Origin of the sequence: Neisseria sp. HMSC056A03, assembly GCF_001815685.1 — a bacterium.
Classification (GTDB): domain Bacteria; phylum Pseudomonadota; class Gammaproteobacteria; order Burkholderiales; family Neisseriaceae; genus Neisseria; species Neisseria subflava.
The window spans coordinates 287,288-303,061 of sequence record NZ_KV821641.1; the positions used below are offsets into that span (position 1 = coordinate 287,288).

Below are 15,774 nucleotides of genomic sequence, written 5' to 3' on the forward strand. Positions count from 1 at the left end.
ATTTCTCCATGAAAATCTTATTTATGGGTCGTAAACAGGTTTCCGCCAACCTGCTTCGTTTTTTGACCAAACAAGACCATATCGAAATCGTCGGTGTCTTGACCGACAGCCATCTGCAAGGCTCGCCGACCACGGCTGCCGCACAGGAATTGGGCTTGCCCCTGTACACCTTCGATACGGCTTTGGAAGCAATGCGAGAAGGCCGTCTGAAATACGATTTGGGCTTGTCTGTCCTTTACTGGCGCAAGCTGCGTGATGAATTCCTGAGCATTCCGACTTTGGGCACGATCAACTTCCACCCTGCGCTGTTGCCCGAATACAAAGGCACAGGCGGCTACAATCTGGCCATCATGGACGAGCTGAACCAATGGGGCAATACCGCCCACTACGTTGATGCTTCCATCGATACCGGCGAAATTATCGAAGTGGACCGCTTCCCTATCGACGCTGAAACAGAAACCGCCCAATCGCTCGAACGCAAAACCATGCAGGCATTGGAAGATTTCGCACGACGCATCATCACCCGCGCCATCGAGTCGAAAACCAAATTGCCGACCACGCCAAACATCGGTGGCCGCTACGTCAGCCGTGACGAAATGGAAGCCATGAAGCAAATCTGCGACGGCGACGATATCGAGAAAAAAATCCGCGCGTTCTGGTTCCCGCCTTACGACGGTGCATATGTCGAAATCAACGGTCAAAAATACACCTTAATCAACCGCCAACTGCTGGAAGAAGTCGCCCCCAAAGACTCCACCAGCCTTTTCGCAGGAAAAGCCAATGCTTAACACATCCCTCTCCCCGTGGCCGAGCTTTACTCAAGAAGAAGCCGATGCCGTTTCCAAAGTCCTGCTGTCCAACAAAGTCAACTACTGGACAGGTACGGAATGTCGCGAATTTGAAAAAGAATTTGCAGCTTTTGTCGGCACGCAATACGCCGTCGCCCTTTCCAACGGTACGTTGGCTTTGGACGTAGCCCTCAAAGCAATGGGCATCGGCCAAGGCGATGATGTGATTGTCACTTCGCGCACTTTCTTGGCTTCCGCATCCTGTATCGTGACCGCCGGCGCAAATCCGGTTTTCGCCGATGTCGATTTGAACAGCCAAAACATCAGCTCCGAAACCATCAAAGCAGCTTTGACGCCAAACACCAAAGCCATCATCGTGGTTCACCTTGCCGGTATGCCTGCCGAAATGGACGACATCATGGCTTTGGCCAAAGAACATAACTTGTGGGTTATCGAAGACTGCGCCCAAGCGCACGGTGCGAAATACAAAGGCAAATCCGTCGGCTCCATCGGCCATGTCGGCGCTTGGTCGTTCTGCCAAGACAAAATCATGACCACCGGCGGCGAAGGCGGCATGGTAACCACCAACGACAAAGAGCTGTGGAGCAAAATGTGGTCGTACAAAGACCACGGCAAAAGTTACGATGCCGTGTACCACCGCGAACACGCACCCGGTTTCCGCTGGCTGCACGAAAGCTTCGGCACCAACTGGCGCATGATGGAAATGCAGGCAGTCATCGGCCGCATCCAGCTCAAACGTATGCCCGAATGGACGGCGCGCCGCCAAGCGCACGCCGCCAAACTGGCAGAAAGTTTGGGCAAATTCGCCAGCATCCGTTTGGTTGAAGTAGCCGACTACATCGCACACGCACAATACAAGTTCTACGTTTTCGTCAAACCCGAACACCTGAAAGACGGCTGGACGCGCGACCGCATCGTCAACGAACTGAACGCGCGCAAAGTCCCATGCTATCAAGGCAGCTGCTCCGAAGTGTATTTGGAAAAAGCCTTCGACGACACACCTTGGCGTCCGAAAGAGCGTTTGAAAAACGCCGTCGAGTTGGGCGACACCAGCCTGATGTTCTTGGTGCACCCAACCCTGACCGATGAAGAAATTGCGTTCTGCAAAGAAAACATCGAAGCCGTATTGACTGAAGCCACGGCATAATCATTTTCAGACGGCCTGCGACTTCAGGCCGTCTGAAAAAAATAAAACAGCCTGCTTCAAACAATCCGTACCAAGCCACATTACAACACTCAGACACAAGAAATATAAAATGAACTTGGAAACCCTGCTGGCTCTGCCGCGCAACCTTAAAAAAACCTTCTTCGTCATCCACGATATCTTGATGATATTCGTGGCATTTTGGTTTGCCCAAAGCCTCAAAGTGCAATATTCCGACGAATGGCTGAGTATCGCCAACTGGCTGGCTTTCGGCAGTACCGCTGTGCTGACCATCATCCTTTTCATCCGTATCGGCCTCTATCGCGCCGTCACGCGCTTCGTCAGCATCCGCGTCCTGACCGCCGCCGCATTCGGCAGCATCATTTCAGCGGTCTTGTTCTGCCTGACCACCCTGATTTTTGAACAAAAACTGCACCTTGCCCTGCCCATCGTCTATTTCTTGGTCTTGGTGGTCGGCGTCACCAGCTCGCGCATGATCCTGCGTGCGATTCTGACCGACCATCACCGCAAACAGATGACCCCCGTCATCATCTACGGCGCAGGCCAATCCGGCCGCCAGTTGTTGGAAGCCATCAAACAGGTTAACGAATACTCGGCCATTGCCTTTGTCGATGACAACCCAAAAATCCAACGTACCGTCATCTATGATCTTGCCGTCTACAACCCCAATGAAATCCCGATGCTGATCAGCCGCTACGGCGTCCGCAAAATTCTGCTGGCGATTCCAAGTTCTACGCCGGAAGAACGCAAAGACATCATCCGCCGCCTCGAAGCATACAAATGCGAAGTCCTGACCATTCCGGGCATGAAAGATTTGGTCGACGGCAAAATCAACGTCAGCTCATTGAAAAAAATCTCTGTGGTCGATTTGCTCGGCCGCGCCCCTGTGGCACCGCGCCCTGAATTGATGAGCGCCGACATCAGCGACAAAGTCGTGATGGTGACCGGCGCAGGCGGTTCTATCGGCTCCGAACTTTGCCGTCAGATTCTCAACTGCCGTCCGACCAAACTGCTGTTGTTTGAATTGTCCGAATTTGCCCTGTACAGCATAGACAAAGAATTGCGCGAAACCCAAGCCGCGCAAGGCAGCCAAGTCGAAGTCGTACCGCTTTTGGGCTCGGTTCAAAACAAAGAACGCCTTAGCAGCATCATGAAGGCCTATCACGTCGACACCGTCTATCATGCCGCAGCCTATAAACACGTCCCTATGGTCGAGTTCAACACCATCGAAGGCATTCAAAACAACGTGTTCGGCACACTCTGCTGCGCGCAGGCCGCCGTAGATGCGGGCGTTTCCACCTTTGTTTTGATTTCCACTGACAAAGCCGTCCGACCGACCAACACTATGGGCGCCAGCAAACGCATGGCCGAACTCTGCCTGCAAGCCCTTGCCGCCGAACCGGAACAAAAAACACGCTTCTGCATGGTACGTTTCGGCAATGTATTGGGTTCGTCCGGCTCTGTTGTCCCTGTATTTGAAAAACAAATTGCTGAAGGCGGTCCGATTACCCTGACCCATCAAGACATTACCCGCTACTTCATGACCATTCCCGAAGCAGCGCAACTGGTTATCCAAGCCGGTGCAATGGGTAAAGGCGGAGACGTATTCGTCCTCGACATGGGCGAATCCGTCAAAATCATCGACCTTGCCCGTCAAATGATTGTCCTCAGTGGCCTCAAAGTCAAAGACGAGCAGCACCCTCACGGCGACATCGAAATCAAGATTACCGGCCTGCGCCCGGGCGAGAAACTTTATGAAGAACTGCTCATTGGCGACGAGGTACAAAAAACCACTCATCCCCGTATTATGACCGCCAGTGAAGTAATGCTTCCATGGACGCAATTATCTGACATACTGTCGGAACTCCAAACCGCTTGCCTCCAAAGTGACCAAAACAGCCTGCGCCAGCTTCTGCTGCGCGCACCGACAGGCTTCGTACCTAAAGACGGTATCTGCGACTTGGTTTGGCAACAAAACAATAAGGCCGTCTGAACATTTTCAGACGGCCCGGACACCATCCCGCAAGGACTACTACATGAAAAAAACGCTCTCCCTGCTTACTCTATTCGCACTGACTGCCTGTAACAGCATGACAGTCATTCCTGGTTCAACCATCAAAACCAGAACCAAAACCATTGTTTACACCGATACCGACACCGCAGCCGACACCAACCTCGACAGCCGCGTTGCCGTTTACCCCATCACGCCCAACCTGATTGAAAAAATGCGTAAGCCGCCTGTACTTTCCCAAAACAACCAAGGTTTGGAGCAAAGCAAAAGCGCTTACCGCTACCGCATCGGCAGCGGCGACGTCCTCAATATCATGGTTTGGGCGCACTCCGACCTTAACTCCCCTATCCAGCAAAGCAACCCGCAAACCAACCAAGTCAGCCGCGGGGCCTGGGTAGATGAGGGCGGTTATATTACTTACCCGCTGGCAGGCAAAATTCAAGCCAAAGACAAAACTTTGGACGAATTGCAAAACACCCTGACCAACCTTCTGAAACGCTACATCAAAAACCCTCAAGTAGCCATCAACGTTACCGAATTCCGTTCGCAACGCATTTCAGTATCCGGTGCCATCAACCAAGCAGGTCAGCTGCCGATTACCAATATCCCGATGACCATTTTGGATGCCATCAACCAAGCAGGCGGCGTTACCCAAAGTGCCGACACCCAACACATCAAATGGACGCACAACGGCGTCGACCGCACCATCTCCCTGCAAGACATGCTGCAATACGGCGATATGTCGCAAAACCATCTCCTTAGCCATGGCGACATCGTTTACGTTCCTAACAGCAGCAACAACAAAATCTACATCATGGGCGAAGTCGGCAAACAAGCCACACTGCCGATCGGCAATCACGGCCTCAACCTGACCCAAGCGCTCGGAGAAGTCGGCGGTATGAACCAAAACTATGCTGACGCAACCGGCGTATTCGTAATCCGCCGCGCACCAGAAGACGCGGCCAAACCTATCCACATCTATCAGCTCAACCTGAAAGATGCGACTTCTTACGCATTGGGCAGCGAATTCAAACTGCGTTCGGAAGATACCGTTTACGTTACCGCCGCCCCGGTTACCCGTTGGAACCGCGTAATGTCACAAATTACCAACTCCATCAGCAACGTCAACACCCTCGACAATACGTTTAGATAAACAGTGGTTCCTGCCGTCAGACCCTTGTTTGACAGCAGGATACAAAATCACGCACAATCCAAACCAATTACATAAACGGCATACAAAAGCCGTACACACCGCACAAACGGAAAAGCAGTATCTTATAGTCTGACTCACGTTTTTTTCAGACCATAAACCGAAAACAATATCATGTACCACAACATACTCATCGTCTGCCTAGGCAACATCTGCCGCTCCCCCACTGCAGAGCGGATCATGCAGAAAAAACTACCCGGCCATCAAATCAGCAGCGCCGGCATAAAAGCACTGGCAGGTAAGGATGCCGATTTCCAGGCCATTAAAACCGCACTCAAACACGGCGTCATCGTTGCAGGCCATACGCCACGCCAACTGACCGCCCCGATGTGCGAACAGGCCGATTTGATTCTCGTCATGGAGCCCAGTCAAATCGATATGGTGGCCGACATCCATCCGCCGGCACGCAGCAAAACCATGCTGTTTGCCCAATGGTTGCCTAAAAAAACCATACCTGACCCATACAAACAAAGCAGCGAAATGTTTGAAGCCGTTTTTGAACAGCTCAATGCTGCCGCAGACACTTGGAAAACCAAACTAAACGGAAAAACTCAACCGGTATAAAACCGGCATGAACAAGAAAGCAAGCAATGAAAAAAACGACCTACACACCTTACAGCGCAGACAACGACGAAATCGACTTCGGCCAACAGCTGCGCGTAATTTGGACAAATAAATACAAAATCCTCGCCGCCCTGCTTGCAGGCGGCATTCTTGGCGCAGCCTTCAGCCTGGCATCCACTCCGCAATACCGTGCCGACGCCATGCTGGAAATTGAAACGCGACAAAACCAAATCCTGACCGAAATCAACAGCATCTTCAACAACCAAACCACGCCGTCTGAAGCAGAAGTCGAGCTGGTTCAATCACGCTTGGTACTGGGTAAAACCGTTGACGACCTTCAGCTTGACCAAGAAGTCAAAGCCAAATACACACCCGTTATCGGCAGCCTGATGCACAACGTCAGCGGCGACCCTGATCCCAAACTGACCGTCGGCAGCTTTACCGTACAAGACGAATGGTTCAACAAAACCTTCACGCTGACCGCCAAGAGCAACAAAGCCTATACCCTTACCCTGCCTGACAAACGCGTTGTAGAAGGCAAGGTCGGCGTACCTCTGAAAATCAACAATCAAACCACCCTCAAAATCGATCAAATCTTAGCCAATCCGGGTCAAGAATTTGCGTTGACCAAGTTCTCGCGCATCAGCGCCATCGAAAACATCCAAAACAAACTGGCGGTCATCAGCAAAGGTAAAACCAGCCCCATCATCAACCTTACCTTTACCGGCACTGACCCTAAACGTACCAGTGTCATCCTCAACAGCATTGCCGACAACTACGTTGCGCAAAACCGCGAACGCGACGTCCAAGTTGCATCCAGCGGTTTGGCCTTCATCAGCGAAGAATTGCCACGCTTGAAAGAAACCTTGCAAGACGCTGAAAACAAACTCAATGCCTACCGCCAACAATCAGGCTCCCTCGACATTCCGCTCGAGTCCAAAGGCGCATTGGAAAGCCTGACCGGCATCGAAACCCAAATTACCCTGCTCAAAACCGAAGAAGCAGGCTTGGCCGAGCTATACACGCCGGAACACCCTTCCTATAAAGCCGTATTGGACAAACTTGCCGTTCTCGAGCGTGCTAAAAACAAAATCAACCAACAAATTGCCGAGTTGCCGAATACCCAACAAGAAGTTATCCGCCTGACCCGCGACGTAGAAACCAACCAAGCAACCTACGTCCAACTGTTGAGCAAACAACAAGAACTCAACATCATGAAAGCCAGCGCGCAAGGTAATGTCCGCATCGTTGATTATGCCTATGTCCCTGAAAACCCCGTTGCCCCGCGCAAAGCTGTCATCACACTCCTGAGCGCACTTGCCGCAGGTTCATTGACCGCTTTGTGGCTGATGATTCGCAACCGCATGAAAAACGGCATTACGTCATCTGAAGAAATCGAAAACCTCAATTTGGAAGTCGTCGCTCTTGTTCCACACTCCAAAACCCAGCAAAAACGCGACTTCTTCAAAAGCAAATTCAAGAAAACCGGTGGCCGTTCCAACTATCTGCTGGCCAGCGAAGACCGCGCCGACACGGCCGTCGAAGCCATCCGCGCCCTGCGCACCAATATCTACTTCTCCATGCTGGACGCACCTAACAACATCCTCATGATTACCGGTGCCGCGCCTGAAGCAGGTAAATCCTTTATCTCCGCCAACCTTGCCACCGTAATGGCGCAGTCAGGCAAACGCGTTCTGCTTATCGATACCGATATGCGCAAAGGCTACCTTGACCGACTCTTCGGCCTTACCCCCGAGTTCGGCTTGTCTGACATCCTCAACGGCAAAGCAGCTCCGGCTAAAGCCGTACAAGAAACCGGCATTGAAAACCTCCACCTCATCAGCAGCGGCAGCTATCCCAGCAATCCGTCTGAGCTTTTGATGGACAACCGTTTCAACGAGTTGCTTGCCAACGCTAGCCAACGCTACGACTACGTCATCTTGGACACGCCGCCCGTATTGGCCGTGACCGACGCCGTCATCATCGGCCAACATGCAGGCACCGTCCTGATGATCAGCCGTTATGCACATACGCGTGCACGAGAGCTTGAGGCCAGCGTTGAACGCCTCAAACAAAACCACATCAACATCAAAGGTGTCGTCCTCAACGGCATGAAGCGCGAAGCCAACAACAGCTACGACTACTACGCCTACGATGCCTACCATTCCGGTAACAATAAATCATAAACCGAAGCAGGCCGTCTGAACTTTCAGACGGCCTAAGGCTTTTTAAACGGCACAAAATATTTTTCACAAACGCTGCCCTTGCACCCCAAAGCCGTTTGTTTTAAAGTAAGCCCCGTTCCCATATGGAAGAGAAACATGAAAATTACCGTCATCGGCGCAGGTTCGTGGGGTACAGCTCTCGCGTTGCACTTTGCGCACCACAACAATGAAGTTGCCCTTTGGACACGCAATCCCGACCAAATCCGCGCCCTGCAAGCAGATCGCGAAAACAAACGCGGCCTGCCCGGCTTCCCTTTCCCTGAGTCCCTGACCGTTCACGCCGATTTGGGCGAAGCGCTGAAAGACAGCCAACTTGCCCTGATCGTAACCTCCGTAGCCGGCCTCAGAAGCAGCGCCGAGCTGCTCAAACAGCATAACGCTGCCGATATTCCCGTTCTCGCCGCCTGCAAAGGTTTTGAACAAGATACCGGCCTCTTGACTTTCCAAGTACTGAAAGAAGTCCTGCCTAACAATAAAAAAATCGGCGTTCTCTCAGGTCCGAGCTTTGCCCAAGAACTTGCAGCCCAACTGCCTTGCGCCGTCGTACTTGCTTCCGAAAACAAAGACTGGGTGGAGGAAACCACCGCCCAACTGAACACCAACGTGATGCGCCTGTACGGCAGCACCGACGTCATCGGCGTCGCTGTGGGCGGTGCCGTTAAAAACGTCATGGCGATTGCCACCGGCCTTTCAGACGGCCTCGAATACGGCCTCAATGCACGCGCAGCCTTAGTAACACGCGGCCTTGCCGAAATCACCCGCCTTGCCATCTCCATGGGCGCACAACCCAAAACCATGATGGGCTTGGCAGGCATCGGCGACCTTATCCTGACCTGTACCGGCGCACTCTCGCGCAACCGCCGTGTCGGCCTCGGTCTCGCAGAAGGCAAAGAGTTGCATCAAGTGCTTGTCGAAATCGGCCACGTTTCCGAAGGCGTCAGCACCATTGAAGAAGTCTTCAACACCGCCGCCAAATACCAAATCGATATGCCCATCACTCAAACCCTGCTGCAACTCATCCGCAAAGAAATGACCCCGCAGCAAGTCGTTGAACGACTGATGGAACGAAGCGCGCGCTTCGAATAAACTGTCGCGCCGTCTGCCATTCAGACGGCCTGACGCACAATATGACGGCCATAAGGCCGTCTGAAGGGAAACACATGAAGCAATCACTGAACAATCTGGAAATCAACGTTTACCAACTTGTCCAAAAATTTGAAACACTGGTTTCAGAAAACCGCCGTCTCAACGAAGAAATCGACAGACTCAAACTCGAGCAAGAGCAACAAAAACGCCAACACGACGCGGCCATCGACGAACTCAGCGAAGCCTTGCTGGTTCAAGTCGGCAAACTCAAAGAAGACCTGCAAAGCAAAATTGACAACCTGACTGCCGAAAAAGAAAACTACCGCAACGCGCTGGCCCAAAGTGCAGACCAAATCCGCAGCCTCATTGCCCGATTGCCCCAAGAAACACAACAATAAAAGGATGCCCCGTGAGTATCGAACAAGTCAATCTCGACATCATGAATGTCAACTTCACCATCAACACGCCGAGTGAAGAAAAAACCACCCTCCTGCAAGCCGTTGAAATGCTCAACAAAAAAAGCGACGCGATTAAAGAAAGCGGCCGAATCGTCGGCACGGACAAAATCGTCGTCATGGCAGCCCTCAACGTCGTACACGACCTCTTGAAAACCACCCTCAACGATGATTTGGCAATCGGTGAATTTGAGCGTAAAATAACCGACATGAACAACGCGTGCCAAAAAGCACTGGCGCGCTTGGAGCAAAACTGATTTCCCCCTTTTCCCTGCGGTGTTCGCGAAGGCATATATTCCTTTGAACCAATACGTTCGCTTTAGGTTGCCGGGAGCTGTAGTGGGCGCGAGTGTCCGTTTATCGGACGCACCCGAAACTACCCGAGGTGACCGCCTTGTCAGCAAGGTTCAAGCGGATTCAGCCTAAACGGCACTCGTGGGGATTCCCTAAAAAAGCCATACCGACAGGTGTGGCTTTTCCCTTTCTAAGTAAAGACTTTCGTAAAGATTTCCGGCCGTCTGAAAAAACCACATATTCATGCATCAAACACACTCAATTAAGATTGACAAAAGCCAATCTCCTCTTTAAAATCCATAACTTTCTATATATATCTGGATTCCAACCATGAAAACCTTCTCTGCAAAACCCCACGAGGTGAAGCGCGAATGGTTCGTCATTGACGCAGAAGACAAAGTTCTGGGTCGTGTCGCAGCCGAAGTCGCACACCGTCTGCGCGGCAAACACAAACCCGAATACACCCCTCACGTTGATACCGGCGATTACATCATCGTCATCAACGCAGACAAACTGCGCGTGACCGGTGCTAAATTCGAAGACAAAAAATACTTCCGTCACTCTGGTTTCCCAGGCGGCATCTACGAGCGTACTTTCCGCGAAATGCAAGAGCAATTCCCAGGCCGCGCTTTGGAACAAGCCGTAAAAGGCATGTTGCCTAAAGGTCCTCTGGGCTACGCCATGATTAAAAAACTGAAAGTGTACGCTGGCGCCGAACACGGCCACGCTGCACAACAACCTAAAGTTTTAGAACTGAAATAATAAGGACACGACATGAACGGTAAATACTACTACGGCACAGGCCGCCGCAAAAGTTCAGTGGCTCGTGTATTCTTGACTAAAGGTACCGGCCAAATCATCGTAAACGGCCGTCCCGTTGACGAATTCTTCGCACGTGAAACCAGCCGCATGGTTGTACGTCAACCTCTGGTTCTGACTGAAAATGCCGAATCTTTCGACATCAAAGTTAACGTAACCGGTGGTGGCGAAACCGGTCAATCCGGCGCTATCCGTCACGGCATCACCCGCGCCCTGATCGACTTCGATGCAGCCCTGAAACCAGCTCTGTCTCAAGCAGGCTTCGTTACTCGCGATGCTCGTGAAGTTGAACGTAAAAAACCTGGTTTGCGCAAAGCACGTCGCGCAAAACAATTCTCCAAACGTTAATACGTTTTCAGAATCGAATCAAAAAGCCTTGCTATGCAAGGCTTTTTTTCATTTATAAAACAATAATCCAATATCCCGCAATATATGATGAAAACCCTGATCCACTACGCCAAATCATTGCTTCAGGCTGTGATTATCTTCATCTTCTTATCCCTGATTGTCGACTGGGTGCGCAAGCCTGACCAACCCTTACAATCAGCAGCACAAACCATCACTTTAACCGATGGGCAAACCACCTCTCTTCAATCCTTCAGCCAAAATCGGGTTGCCATCGTTTATTTTTGGGGCAGCTGGTGTCGTATTTGTTCATACACATCGTCCACCATAGAAAAGCTGCACCAAGACAATATCCCAACACTGGGCGTAGCCTTGCGCTCCGGAAGCGACGCGGACATTGCCCGCCATATGCAAGAAAACAATCTATCCTTTCCAAACTTCAATGATTCAGACGGCCTGATGGCTCAAAAATGGAATATAGCCGTCACGCCGACCATTATCATATTAAAAGATGGCAAAATGATTCATCACACATCCGGACTTTCCAGTTATATCGGCTTAAAAATCAGAATTTACTTGGCAAATATCTTCAGCTAAATTCATTGAAAATCCACTAAAAATAGAGAATCTAAAGAATAATTTCACCTGAATATATTCAACCAATTCCATTTCATAAATAAATAAACTATCTCTTTCCCAATAACATATGATTTTGTTGAGATTATAAAGAAAATAGACTAAGATATAACCATAAGAACAATTGGAAACATTATTATCAAAACAAACTGTTAGAGATCTTCATCTAATATTGTGGCAGTGATGCTTTTGTTCCCATGACCCGGCTGCCGACGGCAGCCTTAAACAGCAATATTCGCCTTTATCAATCTACCTCACGCTTCAACGGTTTGATTTTTGATAACACCGGAGACTTAGTAATGCCCAACCAATCTAAACATGCATCTATCAATATCGGTCTGATTCAGGCGCGGGAAGCATTGATGACCCAATTCCGCCCTATTCTGAACCAAGCCAATATTACCGACCAGCAATGGCGTATCATCCGGCTCTTAGCGGAAAACGGTACACTCGACTTTCAAGATTTGGCCAATCAGGCCTGCATCCTTCGCCCCAGTCTGACCGGCATTCTGACCCGCTTGGAAAAAGCAGGTTTGGCCGTCCGCCTGAAGCCTTCCAACGACCAACGCCGTGTCTACCTGAAACTGACGCCTGAAGGTGAGAAACTCTATGAATCCATCGGTGCATTGGTTGACGAACGCTACGATGCGATTGAAAAAGTTCTATCCAAAGAAAAAATGGCACAACTCAAAGAACTCTTGGCAGAGCTGGCAAAAATCGAACAGGCATTAAAATAAAGAAAGCCGGATGACAGACTCAACACACACACTCAAGAGACCATTTCGAGAGGCCATGGCCTCCTGTGCCGCCGGCGTGCACGTCATCACGACAGACGGCGAAGCGGGACGCTATGGCATTACCATGACTGCCGTAACTGCCGTTACCGACGAGCCGCCGACGGTCATGCTGTGCATCAACCGCCAATCCGCCATCATTCCCATTCTGCAAGGCAACCGTGATTTGTGCATCAACACACTCAACGACAGCCAGCAGGATGTCGCCGAACACTTTGCCGGACTGACCAACCTCTCGCCTGAAGAACGCTTCGAATACCATATTTGGCACAGGGGGCAAACCGGGCAGCTCGAAGTCGAAGGCGCGCTGGCGCATCTGCACGGCAGCATTGTCGACCAACGCGAAATCGGCACGCATTGCGTCTTTTTCGTTCAGATCAACGAAATCCGCAATACCGACACGCAAGCACCGGCATTGCTGTATTTCCGTAGGCAATTCAAATATTTGGCATAAATAAAGGTCTCAGACTGTCTGAAACATCGGTTTCATTTTTCAGACAGCCTGAGACCTTTTCTGTTTCACACATTATAGGCATCCCATGAAAGCAATGATACTGGCCGCCGGTCGCGGCGAACGCATGCGCCCCCTGACCGACCACACGCCCAAACCCTTACTTGAAGTAGCAGGCACGCCACTTATCGGCTGGCACTTGCGCCGCCTGCAGCAGGCCGGTTTCACTGAAATCGTCATCAACCATGCCTGGCTTGGACAACAAATCGAAGATACCTTGAAAGACGGTTCAGACTACGGCGTGCACATTGCCTATTCTCCCGAGCGCGCCGGAGGCCTGGAAACCGCCGGTGGCATTGCCACCGCCCTGCCTCTTTTGGGCGACGAGCCGTTTTTGGTCGTCAATGGCGATGTATTGACCGACATTGATTTCCAAGCTGCACGACTGGCTGCCCAGCGTATGCAGGAACACAACCTTCTCGCCCATTTATGGCTGGTGGACAATCCGCCACACCATCCCGAAGGCGACTTCGGCCTGCTTTCAGACGGCCTGGTATCCGCCTCATCCTCAGACGGCCAAGCCCTGACTTTCAGCGGCGTGGGCGTTTATCATCCCACGCTTTTCAAAGATACCCTGGCGCATCAGGCTGCCAAACTTGCCCCACTGTTGCGTCAAGCCATGAGCCAAAACCAAATCAGCGGTGAACATCACAACGGCCTTTGGTTGGACGTCGGCACAGTCAAACGCCTGCAAGAAGCCGACCGTATTGCCCAAAGTTGGTAAAACAAAAGGGACGCATCCGATACGTCCCTTTCAATATCAAAGGCCGTCTGAAAATATTGTTCAACTCAGTTTTCAGACGGCCTTAATCTATCATCAAGCTTTAGCCAATTTCTTTTCTTTCTTCATTCCCAACAAGCCATTGGCTATCATCACGCATAATCCCGACCAAATCAGGCCATAGCCGATCAATGCACCTTTTTGTACCGGCTCGCCCAGCCACACAATCGACACGATAAAGAGCAACACAGGTTCCAAATAGCTCAACATACCGAACACTGCAACCGGCAGCAACTGATTTGCCTTCAAATTCAAATGCATGGATATTGCGCTATTGAAGCCCAGCAACACAATAAAGAAGATTAAAACCGGTTTGGCCGCTATCATCGCCGGCGTATCCGTTGCAAATATAATATACGCCAACGCAAATGGCATAATCATCAACAAATCAAATGTCAATCCGATTAAAGAAGGCACACCCAGTTTTCGGCGCAACAAATAATAAAACGGATAAGTACCAAACACCCATACAGTCGTCCACGAAAACGCACCCGACCGTACCAATTCACATGCTACGCCTGCACATGCCAATGCAATGGCAACCGTCTGCAATCGGTTTAAACGCTCTTTAAACCAAATCCGTCCGCCCAGCATCATAGACAATGGGAACAGAAAATAGCCCATCGCCACGTTTACGCCTTCGCCGTTGACCGGCCCCCAGACAAACAGCCACAACTGGCTGGCAAATATCGGCGTCGGCAATACAATCAACAGCCATCGCTTCCAATCACGGCCGATATTGATCACAAACCGCGCAGCCGCCTGCCAACCGTTGACTATCGTCATCAGTACGCATAAAGCCGACAGCATCGCCACCATACGCCATGCAAAAATTTCCGTGCCGCTCATCGGCTGCATCCATACGCCGTACAGAAACAGCATGGCAAACAATGCATTGGACGTTATGGCCGCCAGCAAACCTTTGGATAAATTCGTCATTTCAGACGGCCTTTCATTGCATCGAAGCAGTCTAATACATCAGCCCTGTTTCACAATATCCGACAGCGGCCAGCGCGGCTTGACATTGAATGCGCCGACAGCCTGACGTTCGGCAAGACGCATCGCGCCGGCAAAGGCAATCATTGCGCCGTTGTCGGTGCAATATGCCATCGGTGGGAAATAGACGTTGATTTTTTCTTCCTGCGGTTTGGGTTTGCCTTTTTCAGACGGCACTTTGACGGTTAAGCGCGAAAATTCATCACGCAGCTTCCAGTTTGCACCCACCCCGCCGGCAACCACCAAAGTTCTGAAGCCGGTATCCAACAACGCTTTTTTGGCTTTGGCCGCCAATACGTCAACCACCGCATCTTGGAAAGCGCGGCAAATGTCGTTGCGTGTTTGTTCCGGAATTTCATCGCTGCCGGTTTCGGCACAGACTTTTTCGACAGCGGTCAAAACGGCGGTTTTCAAACCGGAAAAGCTCATCTGCAAATCATGTGAATGGAGCATGGGGCGTGGGAATGTGAAAGCATCAGGCGTGCCGAGTTTGGCCAGCTCGGATAATTTGGCACCGCCGGGATAAGGCAAACCTAAAAGCTTAGCCGTTTTATCAAACGCCTCGCCTGCCGCATCATCGACGCTCTCACCCAACAAAGTGTAATCGCCGATACCGCGTACAGCCATAAATTGCGTATGTCCGCCCGAAACCAGCAAAGCGACAAATGGAAATTCAGGCTTGTCGTCTGCCAACAAAGGCGAGAGCAAATGGCCTTCAAGATGGTGAACGGGGATAACGGGCTTACCGATGGCAAATGCCAAGGCATTGGCGAAGCCTGAACCGGCCAGCAATGCGCCGCCCAAGCCCGGGCCTTGCGTAAAGGCAACCGCGTCAATATCGGCATAGCCTACGCCAGCTTCCTTCAAGCAACCTTGCGTCAACGGCACGACACGGCGGATATGGTCGCGGCTGGCCAATTCGGGGACAACGCCGCCATATTCGGCGTGCATCGCCATTTGTGTGTGCAAATGATGCGCCAACAGGCCGCGCTCGGTATCGTAGAGCGCAACGCCGGTTTCGTCGCAAGATGATTCAATTCCTAATACCAACATGGTTTGAGGCCGTCTGAAAT

At 51.2% G+C, this 15,774-nt stretch carries 17 protein-coding genes and 1 other RNA gene; 16 read left to right on the top strand and 2 right to left on the bottom strand.

Going from position 1 to position 15,774, the window contains the following annotated elements; genetic code table 11:
* Positions 1–8 precede the first annotated feature (8 nt).
* From HMPREF3052_RS08420 to murU, 16 genes are all read left to right on the top strand, one after another.
* Positions 9–788 carry a methionyl-tRNA formyltransferase gene (locus tag HMPREF3052_RS08420; RefSeq protein ID WP_070749489.1) on the top strand — a complete coding sequence of 260 codons (780 nt, stop codon included), beginning with the start codon at positions 9–11 and terminating at the stop codon, positions 786–788.
* Positions 781–1,956, top strand: a complete 1,176-nt coding sequence (locus HMPREF3052_RS08425) for a DegT/DnrJ/EryC1/StrS family aminotransferase (protein ID WP_070749490.1) — start codon at positions 781–783, stop codon at positions 1,954–1,956. Before HMPREF3052_RS08420 ends, HMPREF3052_RS08425 begins: the two co-directional genes overlap by 8 nt.
* Before the next feature lie 109 nt (positions 1,957–2,065).
* Positions 2,066–3,967 carry a polysaccharide biosynthesis protein gene (locus tag HMPREF3052_RS08430; protein WP_070749491.1) on the top strand — a complete coding sequence of 634 codons (1,902 nt, stop codon included), beginning with the start codon at positions 2,066–2,068 and terminating at the stop codon, positions 3,965–3,967.
* 43 nt (positions 3,968–4,010) lie between these two features.
* Positions 4,011–5,138, top strand: a complete 1,128-nt coding sequence (locus tag HMPREF3052_RS08435) for a polysaccharide export protein (protein ID WP_070749492.1) — start codon at positions 4,011–4,013, stop codon at positions 5,136–5,138.
* A 171-nt stretch (positions 5,139–5,309) separates the two neighbouring features.
* On the top strand, positions 5,310–5,759 hold the full coding sequence (locus tag HMPREF3052_RS08440; RefSeq protein WP_049328305.1) for a low molecular weight protein-tyrosine-phosphatase: 450 nt from the start codon (positions 5,310–5,312) through the stop codon (positions 5,757–5,759).
* Positions 5,760–5,785: 26 nt separating this feature from the next.
* Positions 5,786–7,945, top strand: coding sequence for a polysaccharide biosynthesis tyrosine autokinase (locus HMPREF3052_RS08445; protein ID WP_070749493.1), 2,160 nt, complete (start codon positions 5,786–5,788; stop codon positions 7,943–7,945).
* Between the two features lie 135 nt (positions 7,946–8,080).
* On the top strand, positions 8,081–9,070 hold the full coding sequence (locus HMPREF3052_RS08450; protein WP_070749494.1) for an NAD(P)H-dependent glycerol-3-phosphate dehydrogenase: 990 nt from the start codon (positions 8,081–8,083) through the stop codon (positions 9,068–9,070).
* A gap of 74 nt (positions 9,071–9,144) precedes the next feature.
* A complete protein-coding gene (locus tag HMPREF3052_RS08455) occupies positions 9,145–9,468 on the top strand; it encodes a hypothetical protein (protein WP_070631183.1) in 324 nt (107 codons plus the stop codon).
* 11 nt (positions 9,469–9,479) lie between these two features.
* Positions 9,480–9,782 carry a cell division protein ZapA gene (gene zapA, locus HMPREF3052_RS08460; RefSeq protein ID WP_070584685.1) on the top strand — a complete coding sequence of 101 codons (303 nt, stop codon included), beginning with the start codon at positions 9,480–9,482 and terminating at the stop codon, positions 9,780–9,782.
* Between the two features lie 8 nt (positions 9,783–9,790).
* A non-coding RNA gene (gene ssrS, locus HMPREF3052_RS08465) (6S RNA) lies at positions 9,791–9,971 on the top strand.
* A gap of 178 nt (positions 9,972–10,149) precedes the next feature.
* A complete protein-coding gene (gene rplM, locus HMPREF3052_RS08470; RefSeq protein WP_003684605.1) occupies positions 10,150–10,581 on the top strand; it encodes a 50S ribosomal protein L13 in 432 nt (143 codons plus the stop codon).
* A gap of 12 nt (positions 10,582–10,593) precedes the next feature.
* On the top strand, positions 10,594–10,986 hold the full coding sequence (gene rpsI / locus HMPREF3052_RS08475; protein WP_003681515.1) for a 30S ribosomal protein S9: 393 nt from the start codon (positions 10,594–10,596) through the stop codon (positions 10,984–10,986).
* Between the two features lie 84 nt (positions 10,987–11,070).
* Positions 11,071–11,580 carry a protein disulfide oxidoreductase gene (locus HMPREF3052_RS08480; protein WP_191620628.1) on the top strand — a complete coding sequence of 170 codons (510 nt, stop codon included), beginning with the start codon at positions 11,071–11,073 and terminating at the stop codon, positions 11,578–11,580.
* A 338-nt stretch (positions 11,581–11,918) separates the two neighbouring features.
* Positions 11,919–12,356 (top strand): homoprotocatechuate degradation operon regulator HpaR, encoded by a 438-nt coding sequence (gene hpaR, locus HMPREF3052_RS08485; RefSeq protein WP_003684610.1) that lies wholly within the window; start codon positions 11,919–11,921, stop codon positions 12,354–12,356.
* Positions 12,357–12,366: 10 nt separating this feature from the next.
* Positions 12,367–12,867: a 4-hydroxyphenylacetate 3-monooxygenase, reductase component gene (gene hpaC / locus HMPREF3052_RS08490; protein WP_070749496.1), complete on the top strand. Its 501-nt coding sequence runs from the start codon at positions 12,367–12,369 to the stop codon at positions 12,865–12,867.
* A gap of 85 nt (positions 12,868–12,952) precedes the next feature.
* Positions 12,953–13,648, top strand: a complete 696-nt coding sequence (murU, locus tag HMPREF3052_RS08495) for an N-acetylmuramate alpha-1-phosphate uridylyltransferase MurU (protein ID WP_070749497.1) — start codon at positions 12,953–12,955, stop codon at positions 13,646–13,648.
* A gap of 93 nt (positions 13,649–13,741) precedes the next feature.
* On the opposite strand, the gene rarD is transcribed toward murU, so the two are convergent.
* Together rarD and tsaD are read right to left on the bottom strand one after the other, a co-directional pair.
* Positions 13,742–14,644 (bottom strand): EamA family transporter RarD, encoded by a 903-nt coding sequence (rarD, locus tag HMPREF3052_RS08500; protein WP_070749498.1) that lies wholly within the window; start codon positions 14,642–14,644, stop codon positions 13,742–13,744.
* A gap of 39 nt (positions 14,645–14,683) precedes the next feature.
* Positions 14,684–15,754, bottom strand: coding sequence for a tRNA (adenosine(37)-N6)-threonylcarbamoyltransferase complex transferase subunit TsaD (tsaD, locus tag HMPREF3052_RS08505; protein WP_070749499.1), 1,071 nt, complete (start codon positions 15,752–15,754; stop codon positions 14,684–14,686).
* Positions 15,755–15,774: the final 20 nt, after the last annotated feature.

Bases quoted from the DNA above. Each gene is read 5' to 3' on its own strand.
- rplM (WP_003684605.1), top strand. From the start codon at position 10,150: ATGAAAACCTTCTCTGCAAAACCCCACGAGGTGAAGCGCGAATGGTTC.
- HMPREF3052_RS08480 (WP_191620628.1), top strand. From the start codon at position 11,071: ATGATGAAAACCCTGATCCACTACGCCAAATCATTGCTTCAGGCTGTG.
- HMPREF3052_RS08445 (WP_070749493.1), top strand. From the start codon at position 5,786: ATGAAAAAAACGACCTACACACCTTACAGCGCAGACAACGACGAAATC.
- HMPREF3052_RS08450 (WP_070749494.1), top strand. From the start codon at position 8,081: ATGAAAATTACCGTCATCGGCGCAGGTTCGTGGGGTACAGCTCTCGCG.
- hpaC (WP_070749496.1), top strand. From the start codon at position 12,367: ATGACAGACTCAACACACACACTCAAGAGACCATTTCGAGAGGCCATG.
- HMPREF3052_RS08425 (WP_070749490.1), top strand. From the start codon at position 781: ATGCTTAACACATCCCTCTCCCCGTGGCCGAGCTTTACTCAAGAAGAA.
- HMPREF3052_RS08430 (WP_070749491.1), top strand. From the start codon at position 2,066: ATGAACTTGGAAACCCTGCTGGCTCTGCCGCGCAACCTTAAAAAAACC.
- rarD (WP_070749498.1), bottom strand. From the start codon at position 14,644: ATGACGAATTTATCCAAAGGTTTGCTGGCGGCCATAACGTCCAATGCA.
- rpsI (WP_003681515.1), top strand. From the start codon at position 10,594: ATGAACGGTAAATACTACTACGGCACAGGCCGCCGCAAAAGTTCAGTG.
- murU (WP_070749497.1), top strand. From the start codon at position 12,953: ATGAAAGCAATGATACTGGCCGCCGGTCGCGGCGAACGCATGCGCCCC.
- tsaD (WP_070749499.1), bottom strand. From the start codon at position 15,754: ATGTTGGTATTAGGAATTGAATCATCTTGCGACGAAACCGGCGTTGCG.
- HMPREF3052_RS08420 (WP_070749489.1), top strand. From the start codon at position 9: ATGAAAATCTTATTTATGGGTCGTAAACAGGTTTCCGCCAACCTGCTT.
- HMPREF3052_RS08435 (WP_070749492.1), top strand. From the start codon at position 4,011: ATGAAAAAAACGCTCTCCCTGCTTACTCTATTCGCACTGACTGCCTGT.
- hpaR (WP_003684610.1), top strand. From the start codon at position 11,919: ATGCCCAACCAATCTAAACATGCATCTATCAATATCGGTCTGATTCAG.
- HMPREF3052_RS08455 (WP_070631183.1), top strand. From the start codon at position 9,145: ATGAAGCAATCACTGAACAATCTGGAAATCAACGTTTACCAACTTGTC.
- HMPREF3052_RS08440 (WP_049328305.1), top strand. From the start codon at position 5,310: ATGTACCACAACATACTCATCGTCTGCCTAGGCAACATCTGCCGCTCC.